Genomic DNA, 13,917 nt, shown 5'->3' with positions numbered 1-13,917 from the left:
CCGATGGTAGTGTGGGGTCTCCCCATGTGAGAGTAGGGAACTGCCAGGCATCAAACAAGATGAAGGGCTCAGTCGGAAGACTGAGCCCTTTGTTGTGTCTGCGGTCCGCCGGGGAGTGCTGTCCGGCAGACAATCACCAGGCATCCAGTCGGTAAGAAGCCCGTCCAGACGGACGGGCTTTTTGCGTTTTAGCGCGCGTCATAACGCAAATGAAGCAGCGGGTAGGGTCGGCCATGGTCGTCATGATCGGAGCGTCCGCTCACCACAAACCCCATATTCGCGTAAAACCCTACCGCCTGGGCGTTCTGCTCATTCACATCGGTTGTGAGTCCCGGAATCCATTCCAGAGCATACCTGACTAACTGCCGACCCACACCGATACCGCGGAAATCAGGATCAACAAAAAGGGCTTCCAGATGCTGTTCGGAAAGCAGCATCAATGCGCAGGGCTTGTCCTCATTGGTGGCCGCAACCCATAGCGGCGCCCGGGGAAAAAACTCACACACCTGGCGCTCAATTTCCTTTCGGTCCTGCTCTGAAAGAAAATGATGCGTCGCATCAACGGAACGACGCCAGATTTCAATCAGTTGTTCGCTCTCATCACTACGCGAACGGCGAATCACTATACTCATGATATATCCTTGCGATTAACCACAGTATTCTATCCTGGAGATGGTTGAAACTTTCTCACCTTCCGCTTGCAGACTCGACATTTTCATTATTCCTGGTTATTGTTAGCTGTCTGGATGTCTAAACGTTTATACGTATGCTATGAGGTAATCAAGTTATGCCGATTCGGGTGCAGGACGAGCTACCAGCCGTCAATTTCTTGCGTGGTGAGAACGTCTTTGTGATGACGACTACGCGTGCAACAACTCAGGAAATTCGTCCGCTGAAGGTGCTTATCCTTAACCTGATGCCGAAAAAAATCGAAACGGAGAATCAGTTCCTGCGCCTGCTGTCGAACTCTCCGCTGCAGCTTGATATCCAGCTCCTGCGTATCGATGCGCGTGAATCCCGCAATACGCCAAGTGAACACCTGAATAACTTCTACTGCAACTTCGACGATATTTGCGACCAGAACTTTGACGGTCTGATCGTCACCGGCGCGCCGCTGGGTCTGGTCGAATTTAACGATGTTGCCTACTGGCCGCAGATCAAACAGGTGCTGGAGTGGGCGAAAGATCACGTCACCTCTACGCTTTTTGTTTGTTGGGCGGTACAGGCCGCGCTTAATATCCTGTACGGCATTCCTAAGCAGACCCGGGCAGAAAAAATTTCCGGCGTGTATGAGCATCATATTCTGCATCCTCACGCGCTGCTGACCCGTGGTTTTGATGACTCTTTCCTTGCACCGCACTCTCGCTATGCGGATTTCCCGGCGGCGCTGATTCGCGATTACACCGATTTAGAGATCCTGGCAGAAACGGAAGAGGGTGATGCCTACCTGTTTGCCAGCAAAGATAAGCGTATTGCCTTTGTGACCGGCCACCCGGAATACGACGCCCACACCCTGGCCAGCGAATTTTTCCGCGATGTGGAAGCCGGCCTGAGCCCGGACATTCCGTATAATTATTTTCCGCAAAACGATCCGCAAAACAAACCGCGAGCCACCTGGCGCAGCCATGGCAATCTGCTGTTTGCAAACTGGCTTAACTATTACGTCTACCAGATCACTCCATACGATCTGCGGAATATGAATCCGACTTTGGATTAATCCTCCAGATAACGCGATCCTAAAGCGTTTCAGCATTTTGCCTCTGGCACCTTCGGGTGCCTTTTTTGTTTCTGAAATTCAACTCACTCTGAAAAATAACTTTAATTTCAATTTAATCAGTATGTTGCAATTTAATTAAATTAAAAATGGAAATTGTTTTTGATTTTGTAATTTTATTGAGTAGTCTTAATTGTGTTGAGCGAAAACCAGACAACGATCGTTCACTCGCGCCACCTGGATCAACCAATAGGAGCTACAAAATGACGCAACAGGCGACAATGACTGACGAACTGGCCTTCAGCCGGCCATATGGCGAGCAGGAGAAGCAGATTTTAACGCCTGAGGCGGTGGAGTTTCTGGCGGAACTGGTGAGCCGCTTCACGCCTGAGCGCAATAAACTACTGGCGGCACGTATTCAGCAACAGCAGGCGATTGACGCCGGAAGACTGCCTGATTTTATTTCGGAAACTGCTTCCATTAGAAATGGCGACTGGACAATTCGCGGTATTCCCGCCGATTTACAGGATCGTCGGGTGGAAATCACCGGGCCGGTAGAGCGTAAAATGGTGATTAACGCCCTCAATGCCAACGTGAAAGTCTTTATGGCAGATTTTGAAGACTCGCTGGCGCCGGACTGGAACAAAGTTATTGATGGCCAGATTAACCTGCGCGATGCGGTGAATGGCACCATCAGCTACACCAATGAAGCCGGCAAGATTTACCAGCTGAAGCCCGATCCGGCGGTACTGGTATGCCGCGTGCGCGGCCTGCATCTGCCAGAAAAACATGTTACGTGGCGCGGCGAATCGATTCCCGGCAGCCTGTTTGATTTCGCGCTCTATTTTTTCCACAACTACCAAAAGCTGCTGGCAAAAGGCAGCGGTCCTTACTTCTACCTGCCGAAAACTCAGGCCTGGCAGGAAGCGGCATGGTGGAGCGATGTCTTCAGCTACACCGAAGACCGCTTTGAACTGCCGCGCGGCACGATCAAGGCCACGCTGTTAATTGAAACACTGCCAGCGGTATTCCAGATGGATGAAATTCTGCATGCGCTGCGGGACCATATCGTGGGTCTGAACTGCGGGCGCTGGGATTACATTTTCAGCTATATCAAAACATTAAAAAACCATGGCGACCGCGTCTTACCCGACCGCCAGGTTGTCACCATGGATAAACCGTTCCTCAGCGCCTATTCGCGTCTGTTGATTAAGACCTGCCATAAACGCGGCGCGTTCGCGATGGGAGGGATGGCGGCATTTATCCCCAGCAAAGATGCTGAGCGTAACCGCCAGGTCCTCGCGAAAGTCACCGCCGATAAAGAACTGGAGGCGAAAAACGGCCACGACGGGACCTGGGTCGCGCATCCGGGGCTGGCGGATACCGCCATGGCGGTTTTTAACCAGCTATTGGGCGAACGTCCCAACCAGCTGTACGTCAGCCGGGAAGAAGATGCGCCGATAACCGCCGAACAGCTGCTGGCACCCTGTGAGGGCGAACGCACAGAAGCGGGGATGCGCGCCAATATTCGCGTCGCGGTGCAGTACATCGAGGCCTGGATCTCCGGCAATGGCTGCGTCCCGATTTACGGTCTGATGGAAGATGCGGCGACCGCCGAAATTTCGCGAACCTCCATCTGGCAATGGATTCACCATCAGAAAACCCTCAGTGACGGCACACCGGTCACCAAGACGCTGTTCCGTCAGTGGCTGGCGGAAGAACTGATGGTGATTCAGGAGGAGCTTGGCGAACACCGCTACAGCAGCGGGCGTTTTGACGATGCCGCGCGCCTGATGGAACAGATCACCACCTCAGAGGAGTTAATCGACTTCCTGACGCTGCCGGGCTACCGCCTGCTGGCGTAATCAGCGGGCAATTTTGTTTGTCTTTTTGGCCGCGGCCAAATTGCTTTCACCGATAACGCCTGGGAAGCCAGGAGCACACAATGGAGCATCTGCACATGAAAACCCGTACCCAACAAATCGAAGAATTAAACAAAGAGTGGACGCAACCGCGTTGGGAAGGCATTACCCGCCCCTATAGCGCAGAGGACGTGGTGAAATTGCGCGGCTCGGTCAATCCGGAATGCACGCTGGCGCAGCTGGGGGCGGCCAAAATGTGGCGACTGCTGCATGGCGACGCGAAAAAAGGCTACATCAACAGCCTCGGCGCATTGACGGGCGGGCAGGCATTGCAGCAGGCGAAGGCCGGGATCGAGGCGATTTATCTCTCCGGCTGGCAGGTGGCGGCGGATGCCAACCTCGCCTCCAGCATGTACCCGGATCAATCGCTGTATCCGGCAAACTCGGTCCCTGCGGTGGTGGATCGGATCAACAACACCTTCCGCCGCGCGGATCAGATCCAGTGGTCGGCAGGGATTGAAGCGGGCGATCCGCGCTATACCGACTATTTCCTGCCGATCGTGGCGGATGCCGAGGCGGGTTTTGGCGGCGTGCTTAACGCGTTCGAGCTGATGAAATCGATGATTGAAGCCGGTGCAGCGGCCGTTCATTTTGAAGATCAGCTGGCATCGGTGAAGAAGTGCGGCCATATGGGCGGCAAAGTGCTGGTGCCGACGCAGGAAGCCATTCAGAAGCTGGTCGCTGCGCGCCTGGCCGCGGATGTGATGGGCGTGCCGACGCTGGTGATTGCGCGAACGGATGCCGATGCGGCCGATCTGATTACCTCCGACTGCGATCCTTACGATCGCGAGTTTGTCACCGGCGAACGTACCAGCGAAGGGTTTTTCCGTACCCATGCCGGTATCGAACAGGCGATCAGTCGCGGTCTGGCCTATGCGCCGTACGCGGATCTGGTGTGGTGTGAAACCTCGAAACCCGATCTGGAGCAGGCGCGCCGCTTTGCGGAGGCCATTCACGCGCGTTTCCCGGGCAAACTGCTGGCCTACAACTGTTCGCCGTCGTTCAACTGGAAGAAAAATCTTGATGACAACACCATCGCCCACTTCCAGCAGGCGCTGTCTGATATGGGTTACAAATACCAGTTCATCACGCTGGCCGGGATCCACAGCATGTGGTTCAACATGTTCGACCTGGCCCATGCCTATGCGCAGGGTGAAGGCATGAAGCACTACGTTGAGAAAGTGCAGCAGCCAGAGTTTGCCGCAGCTAAAGATGGCTACACTTTTGTCTCTCATCAGCAGGAAGTGGGCACCGGCTACTTCGATAAGGTGACCACCATTATTCAGGGCGGAACGTCATCGGTCACGGCGTTGACCGGTTCAACGGAAGAAGAGCAGTTCTGATTGCTGCCCGGTGGCGCTGAGCTTACCGGGCCTACGCAAGCGGTAGGCCGGATAAGCGAAGGCGCCATCCGGCATGAGCGGATGCCGGATGGGGAAAAGCGATGACGCGTGGCCTGGAATTATTGATTGCACAAACGATTTTGCAGGGTTTCGACGCGCAGTACGGGCGTTTTCTGGAAGTCACTTCAGGCGCGCAGCAGCGCTTTGAACATGCCGACTGGCATGCGGTTCAGCAGGCCATGAAGCAGCGAATTCACCTTTATGATCATCACGTCGGGCTGGTGGTGGAACAGCTGCGCTGTATTACCGGAGGTAAAAGTACCGACGCGGATTTTTTGCTGCGGGTGAAAGAGCAGTACACGCACCTGCTGCCGGATTACCCTCGCTTTGAGATTGCAGAGAGCTTTTTTAATTCTGTCTATTGCCGGTTGTTTGACCACCGCTCGTTAACACCCGAGCGGCTTTTTATTTTCAGTTCTCAGCCGGAGCGCAGCTTCCGTTCACTGCCCCGGCCGCTGGCGAAAAACTTCTTCCCCGATCGCGGCTGGGAGACGCTGTTAAGCAAGGTTCTCGCCGACTTACCCCTGCGTCTGCCGTGGCAAAATAAGGCGCGCGATATCGGCTACATTAGCACCAGTCTGCATGAAGCGCTGGGAAGCGAGATGTTGTCCCGCTCCCACCTGCAGATTGCGAACGAACTCTTTTACCGTAATAAAGCCGCCTGGCTGGTGGGTAAGCTGGTGACGCCGGTGGCAACCCTGCCGTTTCTGCTGCCTGTTCATCGCAGCGAGGAGGGCGAGCTGTTTATTGACACCTGTCTGACGACCCACGCCGAAGCGAGCATCGTGTTTGGCTTCGCCCGCTCTTATTTTATGGTCTACGCGCCGCTGCCCGGTGCGTTGGTTGAATGGCTGCGCGATATTCTGCCGGGTAAAACCACCGCCGAACTGTATATGGCGATTGGCTGCCAGAAGCATGCGAAGACGGAAAGCTATCGCGAATACCTGCAGTATATTGCCCGCAGCGATGAGCAATTTATTGAGGCGCCGGGCATCCGCGGCATGGTGATGCTGGTCTTTACTCTGCCGGGATTTGATCGGGTATTTAAGGTGATCAAAGACCGCTTTGCGCCGCAAAAGGAGATGACCGCGGCCCACGTCCGCGCCTGCTATCAGCTGGTAAAAGAACATGACCGCGTCGGGAGAATGGCCGATACCCAGGAGTTTGAAAACTTCGTGCTGGAAAAACGGCAGATTGCCCCGGCGCTGATGACGTTACTGCAGACAGAGGCCGGCGCAAAAATTACCGATCTGGGCGATCGCCTTGTCATCAGCCATCTCTATATCGAACGGCGGATGGTGCCGCTGAATCTCTGGCTGGAGCAGGTGAATGGCCAGGCGCTGCGCGATGCGGTGGAGGAGTATGGCAACGCCATCCGCCAGCTTGCCGCCGCCAATATCTTCCCCGGCGATATGCTGTTTAAAAATTTCGGCGTGACCCGCCATGGCCGGGTGGTGTTCTATGATTACGATGAAATTTGCTACATGACCGAAGTGAATTTCCGCGACATTCCGCCGCCGCGCTATCCGGAAGATGAGCTGGCGAGCGAACCGTGGTACAGCGTGTCGCCGGGAGATGTCTTCCCGGAAGAGTTTCGTCACTGGCTGTGCGCCGATCCGCGTATCGGGCCGCTGTTTGAAGAGATGCACGCCGATCTGCTGCGGGCAGACTACTGGCGAGAGCTGCAGACGCGAATCCGCCGCGGGCATGTGGAGGATGTCTATGCCTACCGTCGCCGTCAGCGTTTTTGCGTGCGCTATGGCGCGTTGCAGCAGGCGGGGTAGGCGTGCTGTTCAGGCCGCCTCGATCACGGCAAACTCTTCGTACACCAGCTCCATATCCGGCGCCCACGTGCCCTCTCGTTCAAAGAAGGCCCGATGTGCCGATTGCCAGTAAGCCAGGCTCAAATCGCCTTCGCCTTCCAGCGCGGCGAGCTCCGGGCTCATGTCGTTAAAACGGATGAGCCTGAGCGCCAGGGTGCGTATCACGCATACACCTTTTCCTTTGCCGTCCAGCACAATGTGATATGCCCCTGGCGTCACGGGCGGCTGCTCTTGCTGATAGCTGGAAAGCGAGCCGCAGGTGCCTCGCTTTTTCCCGGCGACGACCAGGGCCGCCAGTTCGTCGGCCAGCTCAGGTGAGTCGCCGAAAGACCAGCAGAAAGCAGAAGGGTATTTATCCTGCCAGTATGATTTCAGATCGCTCATTTAGCGCATTCCGCCGTAGGCCAGGGTCACTTCTTTCGCCGCTTTAATCACCAGCGCCCCCAGTTCGGTGACGCGATCGTCGGTCATCCGGGAAATCGGCCCGGAAATAGAGATGGCGGCAAACGGCTCGCGGTGTTCGTCATAAATACAGGAGGCGACGCAGCGTAAACCGAGGGCATGTTCTTCATCATCAAAAGAATAGCCGCGCTTGCGCGTCTGGGCTAAATCCTCTTTCAGATGGACCGGGGAGACCAGCGTGGCGTGAGTATAAGCATGCAGCCCTTTGCGGTGCAGCAGACCGGTGACCTGCTCTTCGCTGAGCTGCGACAGGAACGCTTTACCCGCGCCGGAAGCGTGCATCGGGAGTTTGCCGCCGATCGGCGCCGACATGCGCATCAGCTGCGTACACTGCACTTGATCAATAATAATCGCCTGGTGATCGCTGTGATCGAGCACCGCCAGATTGACCGTTTCGCCGGAGTCTTCCATCAGCTGGCGCAGGATCGGGTGGACGATCGCCAGCAGATTGCGGCTTTGCAGAAAGCTGCTGCCGACCACAAAAGCATGTGCGCCCACGGACCAGTGGCCGAGCTCACCAACCTGGCGGACAAAGCCCAACTGCTGCATGGTCGTCAGCAGACGATGGGTGGTGGAGTTGGGCAGCCCGGCCTGCTGAGCCAGTTCGGTCAGTGCCACGCTACTGTGCGATTCAGCAATCCATTCAAGCAATTTTAATCCACGGGTAAGCGACTGAACCTGGCCGCCAGCCTGAGGGGCGGCGGGCGTCGCGGGTTTTCTGCCGCGCTTAGCGGGAACGGGAGTGGCCATCGCTGATTCCTTTTTTCTGTATCGTGGAAATAGTTTTCGTTTTATTTTCCGGATTTGCAATCACTACCGGACTGATCGGATGAGTGAAGCTGAACATGTCTCATATTGTCCGTCGTTCTCTTTTCCGCCTTGGTGCTTTATGCCAGTATGGTCCGTTAAGTTTTTTCGGTCTGGTTGAGCGTTGTCGGGAGCGAGTGTGAGCAGCAAAGTTGAACAACTGCATCAGCAGTTAAAAAAACGTATTTTGGTTCTGGATGGGGGCATGGGCACCATGATCCAGGGCTATCGTCTGAGTGAAGAGGACTTCCGCGGCGCACGCTTTGCCGACTGGCCATGCGATCTGAAAGGCAATAACGATCTGCTGGTGCTCAGTAAGCCGGATGTGATAACCGCTATCCACGACGCCTACTTTGCGGCGGGGGCGGATATCATTGAAACCAACACCTTTAACTCGACGACTATCGCGATGGCGGATTACCAGATGGAATCCCTGTCGGCGGAAATCAACTTTGTCGCCGCAAAGCTGGCGCGCGCCTGCGCCGATGAGTGGACCGCCCGCACGCCGGAAAAACCGCGCTACGTTGCCGGTGTTCTCGGCCCGACCAACCGCACCGCCTCTATTTCCCCGGATGTTAACGACCCGGCCTACCGCAATATTACCTTTGATGGGCTGGTGGAGGCTTACCGCGAGTCGACCAAAGCGCTGGTGGAAGGGGGCGTTGATCTGATTCTGATCGAGACCGTGTTCGATACCCTGAACGCCAAAGCGGCGATCTTCGCCGTGAAAGAGGAGTTTGAGGCGCTGGGCGTTGAACTGCCGATCATGATCTCCGGCACCATCACCGATGCCTCCGGGCGTACGCTCTCCGGGCAAACCACGGAAGCGTTTTATAACTCCCTGCGTCATGCCGATGCGCTCACCTTCGGCCTCAACTGCGCACTGGGGCCAGATGAGCTGCGCCAGTACGTGCAGGAACTGTCGCGCATTGCCGAATGCTACGTGACTGCGCACCCCAATGCCGGGCTGCCGAATGCCTTTGGCGAATACGATCTCGATGCCGATACCATGGCGGCGCAGATTCGCGAATGGGCGGAATCGGGGTTCCTGAACATCGTCGGCGGCTGCTGCGGTACCACGCCGGAACACATTAAAGCGATGAGCGATGCAGTCGCTGGCCTGGCCCCGCGCCAGTTGCCGGAGATCCCGGTCGCCTGTCGCCTTGCTGGCCTGGAGCCGCTGAATATCGGTGACGACAGCCTGTTTGTGAACGTCGGTGAACGCACCAACGTGACCGGCTCAGCGAAATTCAAGCGCCTGATTAAAGAAGAAAAATATAACGAAGCGCTGGACGTCGCCCGTCAGCAGGTGGAAAGCGGCGCGCAGATTATCGATATCAACATGGATGAGGGGATGCTCGACGCCGAAGCGGCGATGGTGCGTTTCCTGAATCTGATTGCCGGCGAACCTGATATCGCCCGGGTACCGATTATGATCGACTCCTCGAAATGGGACGTCATCGAAAAGGGGCTGAAGTGCATTCAGGGCAAAGGTATCGTCAACTCCATCTCGATGAAAGAGGGCGTAGAGGCCTTCGTTGAGCATGCGAAGAAGGTGCGTCGTTACGGCGCTGCCGTGGTGGTGATGGCCTTTGATGAAGTCGGGCAGGCGGATACCCGCACGCGCAAAATCGAAATTTGCCGCCGGGCATACAAGATTCTGACCGAAGAGGTGGGTTTCCCGCCGGAAGATATTATTTTTGACCCCAATATCTTCGCCGTCGCTACCGGTATTGAAGAGCACAACAACTATGCGCAGGATTTTATCGGCGCCTGTGAAGATATTAAACGCGAGCTGCCGCATGCGCTGATTTCCGGCGGCGTCTCGAACGTCTCTTTCTCGTTCCGCGGTAATGACCCGGTGCGTGAAGCGATTCACGCGGTGTTCCTCTATTACGCCATCCGCAACGGCATGGATATGGGGATTGTGAACGCCGGTCAGCTGGCGATTTACGACGATCTACCGGTGGAACTGCGCGATGCGGTCGAAGACGTGATCCTCAACCGCCGTGACGACGGCACCGAACGTCTGCTGGATCTGGCGGAAAAATACCGCGGCAGTAAAACGGACGACTCCGCCAACGCCCAGCAGGCGGAATGGCGTAGCTGGGACGTGAAAAAACGGCTGGAATACTCGCTGGTAAAAGGCATTACCGAGTTTATCGAGCTGGATACCGAAGAGGCGCGCCAGCAGGCCGCGCGTCCGATAGAAGTGATTGAAGGTCCGCTGATGGACGGCATGAACGTGGTCGGCGATCTGTTTGGCGAAGGTAAGATGTTCCTGCCGCAGGTGGTGAAGTCGGCCCGCGTGATGAAACAGGCGGTGGCCTATCTGGAGCCGTATATCGAAGCCAGCAAGGAAAAAGGCTCCAGCAACGGCAAGATGGTTATTGCGACCGTGAAAGGCGATGTCCACGACATCGGTAAAAATATCGTTGGCGTGGTGCTGCAGTGCAATAACTACGAAATTATCGATCTTGGCGTGATGGTGCCGGCGGATAAAATCCTCAAAACCGCCCGCGAAGTGAATGCCGACCTGATTGGCCTCTCCGGGCTGATTACCCCGTCGCTGGACGAAATGGTCAACGTAGCGAAAGAGATGGAACGTCAGGGCTTTACGATTCCGCTGCTGATTGGCGGAGCCACGACGTCGAAGGCCCATACGGCGGTCAAAATCGAGCAGAATTATAGCGGTCCGACGGTCTACGTGCAGAACGCCTCGCGTACCGTGGGCGTGGTCTCGGCCCTGCTCTCCGACATCCAGCACGATGAGTTTGTTGCGCGCACGCGTCGCGAGTACGAAACCGTGCGTATCCAGCACGCCCGTAAGAAGCCGCGCACGCCGCCGGTCACATTACAGGCCGCCCGTGAAAACGATCTGGCCTTTGACTGGGCCAGCTATACGCCGCCGGTTGCTCATCGTCTGGGGGTGCAGAGCGTGGAAGCCAGCATCGAAACCCTGCGCAACTATATCGACTGGACGCCCTTCTTCATGACCTGGTCGCTGGCCGGCAAATACCCGCGCATCCTCGAAGACGAGGTGGTGGGCGAAGAAGCGAAGCGCCTGTTCCACGATGCTAATGAGATGCTGGATACGCTCAGCGCTGAGAAGACGCTGAATCCGCGCGGCGTGGTGGGGTTATTCCCGGCCAACCGGGTGGGGGATGATATTGAAATCTATCGCGATGAAACCCGCACCCATGTGCTGACGGTCAGCCACCATCTGCGTCAGCAGACGGAGAAAGTCGGCTTTGCCAACTACTGCCTTGCCGATTTTGTGGCGCCGAAGCTCAGCGGCAAAGCGGACTACCTCGGCGCGTTTGCGGTCACCGGCGGGCTGGAAGAGGACGCGCTGGCGGAAGCGTTTGAGGCGCAGCACGATGATTACAACAAGATCATGGTCAAAGCCATCGCCGACCGTCTGGCCGAAGCGTTTGCCGAATACCTGCATGAACGCGTGCGTAAGGTCTACTGGGGCTATGCGGCAAATGAGAACCTCAGCAACGAGGATCTCATCCGCGAAAACTACCAGGGGATTCGTCCGGCGCCGGGCTACCCGGCCTGCCCGGAGCACACGGAAAAAGCGGTGATCTGGGAACTGCTGGATGTCGAGGCGCAAACCGGCATGAAGCTGACCGAGTCATTCGCCATGTGGCCGGGCGCATCGGTTTCCGGCTGGTACTTCAGCCATCCGGACAGCAAGTATTACGCGGTGGCGCAAATTCAGCGCGATCAGGTGGAAGATTATGCCCGGCGTAAAGGGATGACGCCTGCGGAAGTGGAACGCTGGCTGGCGCCAAACCTGGGATATGACGCGGATTAGAACGCGACCTGTCACAAATCCGTCATCTTAGTTTACAACTTACAGGGCGCCATCGGGGGCCCTGTCTCTTTATTGCTGCTAAACCCTTATACTGGGGTATTGATTCAGGACTGTCTGCTCTGACTGAGATTGTCCCGGACTATGTAGCCCGGCTAAGCGCAGCGCCGCCGGGGGAATCCCGGACGGTTTATCCGTCGGGTATAAGGAGAATAAGAATCCGTGTTAACTCTGCTGCATCTGTTGTCTGCTGTTGCCCTGCTGGTCTGGGGGACCCACATCGTTCGTACCGGCGTGATGCGCGTATTTGGCGCGCGCCTGCGTTCCGTCCTGAGTAGTAGCGTTGAGAAAAAACCGCTCGCCTTCTGCGCGGGGATTGGCGTCACGGCTCTGGTTCAGAGCAGTAATGCCACCACCATGCTGGTGACCTCATTTGTCGCTCAGGATCTGGTCGCGCTGACGCCTGCGCTGGTGATTGTGCTGGGGGCCGATGTGGGGACCGCATTGATGGCGAGGGTGCTGACCTTCGATCTGTCATGGCTGTCGCCGCTGCTGATTTTCATCGGCGTGATTTTTTTCCTTGGGCGCAAACAAACGCGCGCCGGCCAGCTCGGACGGGTGGGGATCGGTCTGGGGCTGATTCTGTTAGCCCTGGAACTTATCGTGCAGGCGGTTCATCCCATCACTCAGGCAAATGGCGTGCAGGTGATTTTCGCCTCGCTGACCGGCGACATTATGCTGGATGCGCTGATTGGCGCCATGTTCGCCATTATCAGCTACTCCAGCCTGGCGGCCGTGCTGTTAACGGCAACCCTGACCTCAACCGGGGTGATTTCGTTTCCGGTCGCGCTGTGTGTGGTGATTGGCGCCAACCTCGGCTCGGGGATTCTGGCGATGATCAACAACGGCGCCGCCAACGCTTCTGCGCGCCGCGTGGCGCTCGGCAGTCTGTTGTTCAAGCTGGTGGGCAGCCTGATTATTCTGCCGTTTGTCCATGTGCTGGCCGAGGCGATGCACCGTATGCCGCTGCCGGAAGCGGAACTGGTTATCTACTTCCACGTCTTCTACAACCTGATTCGCTGTGTGGCGATGGTGCCGTTTGCCGAGCCCATGGCCAGACTCTGCAAGCGGATGATTCGTGAAGATCCCGAGCAGGACCTCCATCTTAAACCAAAACATCTCGATACCACGGCGCTGGATACGCCGGCGCTGGCGTTGGCGAATGCCGCGCGCGAAACGTTGCGTATTGGCGACGCGATGGAGCAGATGCTTGGGGGGCTGCACAGGGTGATGCACGGCGAGCCGCGGGAGGAGAAGGAGCTGCGCAGGCTGGCTGATGATATCAACGTGCTCTACACGGCGATTAAGCTCTATCTGGCCCGCATGCCGAAAGACGAGCTGGCCGAAGAGGAGTCCCGTCGCTGGGCGGAGATCATCGAAATGGCGCTCAATCTGGAGCAGGCTTCCGATATCGTCGAAAGAATGGGCAGCGAAATCGCTGATAAATCGCTGGCGGCGCGCCGCGCCTTTTCGGAGGAAGGGCTGAAGGAGCTGGACGGGCTGTACGAGCAGCTGCTGAGCAACCTGCAGTTAGCGATGTCGGTCTTTTTCTCCAGCGATGTCCCAAGCGCGCGACGCCTGCGCCGCAACAAGCATCGTTTCCGTATTCTGAACCGTCGCTACTCGCACGCGCACGTCGACCGTCTGCACCAGCAGAACGTGCAGAGTATCGAAACCAGTTCGCTGCATCTGGGGTTACTGGGGGATATGAAACGCCTGAACTCATTGTTCTGCTCGGTGGCATACAGCGTGATGGAGCAGCCGGATGAGGACGATGAGCGCGATGATTATTAAGCGCTTGTTGCCTGCCCCCCCCCGGCTTGCGCTGCGCTTAGCCGGGCTACCGTTGCGCTTCACCGGGCGACGGTCCATCGTCGTCTGCGGACGGGTAGCCCGGACAGGTGCG

The 13,917-nt window shown here is 56.8% G+C and carries 9 protein-coding genes; 6 read left to right on the top strand and 3 right to left on the bottom strand.

What is annotated here, in order from left to right; all coding sequences use genetic code 11:
• Window positions 1-188 precede the first annotated feature (188 nt).
• A complete protein-coding gene (locus tag CWM52_RS25380; protein WP_100686588.1) occupies window positions 189-632 on the bottom strand; it encodes an acetyltransferase in 444 nt (147 codons plus the stop codon).
• Between the two features lie 155 nt (window positions 633-787).
• Between CWM52_RS25380 and metA the strand changes: the two genes are divergently transcribed.
• The 4 genes from metA (at window position 788) to aceK (ending at window position 6,823) form a co-directional block, all read left to right on the top strand.
• Complete coding sequence (gene metA / locus CWM52_RS25375; RefSeq protein WP_100686587.1) at window positions 788-1,717, top strand: homoserine O-acetyltransferase MetA; 930 nt, start codon at window positions 788-790, stop codon at window positions 1,715-1,717.
• A gap of 260 nt (window positions 1,718-1,977) precedes the next feature.
• On the top strand, window positions 1,978-3,579 hold the full coding sequence (gene aceB, locus CWM52_RS25370; RefSeq protein ID WP_100686586.1) for a malate synthase A: 1,602 nt from the start codon (window positions 1,978-1,980) through the stop codon (window positions 3,577-3,579).
• 95 nt (window positions 3,580-3,674) lie between these two features.
• Window positions 3,675-4,979, top strand: a complete 1,305-nt coding sequence (gene aceA, locus CWM52_RS25365; RefSeq protein WP_100686590.1) for an isocitrate lyase — start codon at window positions 3,675-3,677, stop codon at window positions 4,977-4,979.
• A gap of 101 nt (window positions 4,980-5,080) precedes the next feature.
• The gene (aceK, locus tag CWM52_RS25360; RefSeq protein ID WP_100686585.1) at window positions 5,081-6,823 is read left to right on the top strand and encodes a bifunctional isocitrate dehydrogenase kinase/phosphatase; all 1,743 of its coding nucleotides are present in this window, start codon (window positions 5,081-5,083) and stop codon (window positions 6,821-6,823) included.
• 9 nt (window positions 6,824-6,832) lie between these two features.
• Here the strand turns inward: aceK and CWM52_RS25355 are convergent, their stop codons facing one another.
• Window positions 6,833-7,237 (bottom strand): ASCH domain-containing protein, encoded by a 405-nt coding sequence (locus tag CWM52_RS25355; RefSeq protein WP_100686589.1) that lies wholly within the window; start codon window positions 7,235-7,237, stop codon window positions 6,833-6,835.
• A gap of 9 nt (window positions 7,238-7,246) precedes the next feature.
• Window positions 7,247-8,074 (bottom strand): glyoxylate bypass operon transcriptional repressor IclR, encoded by an 828-nt coding sequence (gene iclR / locus CWM52_RS25350; RefSeq protein WP_100686584.1) that lies wholly within the window; start codon window positions 8,072-8,074, stop codon window positions 7,247-7,249.
• Between the two features lie 196 nt (window positions 8,075-8,270).
• Between iclR and metH the strand changes: the two genes are divergently transcribed.
• Both metH and CWM52_RS25340 read left to right on the top strand, forming a co-directional pair.
• Window positions 8,271-11,954 (top strand): methionine synthase, encoded by a 3,684-nt coding sequence (metH, locus tag CWM52_RS25345; RefSeq protein WP_100686583.1) that lies wholly within the window; start codon window positions 8,271-8,273, stop codon window positions 11,952-11,954.
• Window positions 11,955-12,173: 219 nt separating this feature from the next.
• The gene (locus CWM52_RS25340) at window positions 12,174-13,805 is read left to right on the top strand and encodes a Na/Pi cotransporter family protein (protein WP_100686582.1); all 1,632 of its coding nucleotides are present in this window, start codon (window positions 12,174-12,176) and stop codon (window positions 13,803-13,805) included.
• Window positions 13,806-13,917 lie beyond the last annotated feature (112 nt).

This window comes from Raoultella sp. T31 (assembly GCF_002806725.1).
Lineage (GTDB): Bacteria > Pseudomonadota > Gammaproteobacteria > Enterobacterales > Enterobacteriaceae > Klebsiella > Klebsiella electrica.
The sequence above is the reverse complement of the archived record's forward strand: the minus strand, read 5'-3'. Positions and strand labels throughout refer to the sequence as shown.

Bases quoted from the DNA above. Each gene is read 5' to 3' on its own strand.
- iclR (WP_100686584.1), bottom strand. From the start codon at position 8,074: ATGGCCACTCCCGTTCCCGCTAAGCGCGGCAGAAAACCCGCGACGCCC.
- CWM52_RS25380 (WP_100686588.1), bottom strand. From the start codon at position 632: ATGAGTATAGTGATTCGCCGTTCGCGTAGTGATGAGAGCGAACAACTG.
- aceA (WP_100686590.1), top strand. From the start codon at position 3,675: ATGAAAACCCGTACCCAACAAATCGAAGAATTAAACAAAGAGTGGACG.
- aceK (WP_100686585.1), top strand. From the start codon at position 5,081: ATGACGCGTGGCCTGGAATTATTGATTGCACAAACGATTTTGCAGGGT.
- aceB (WP_100686586.1), top strand. From the start codon at position 1,978: ATGACGCAACAGGCGACAATGACTGACGAACTGGCCTTCAGCCGGCCA.
- metA (WP_100686587.1), top strand. From the start codon at position 788: ATGCCGATTCGGGTGCAGGACGAGCTACCAGCCGTCAATTTCTTGCGT.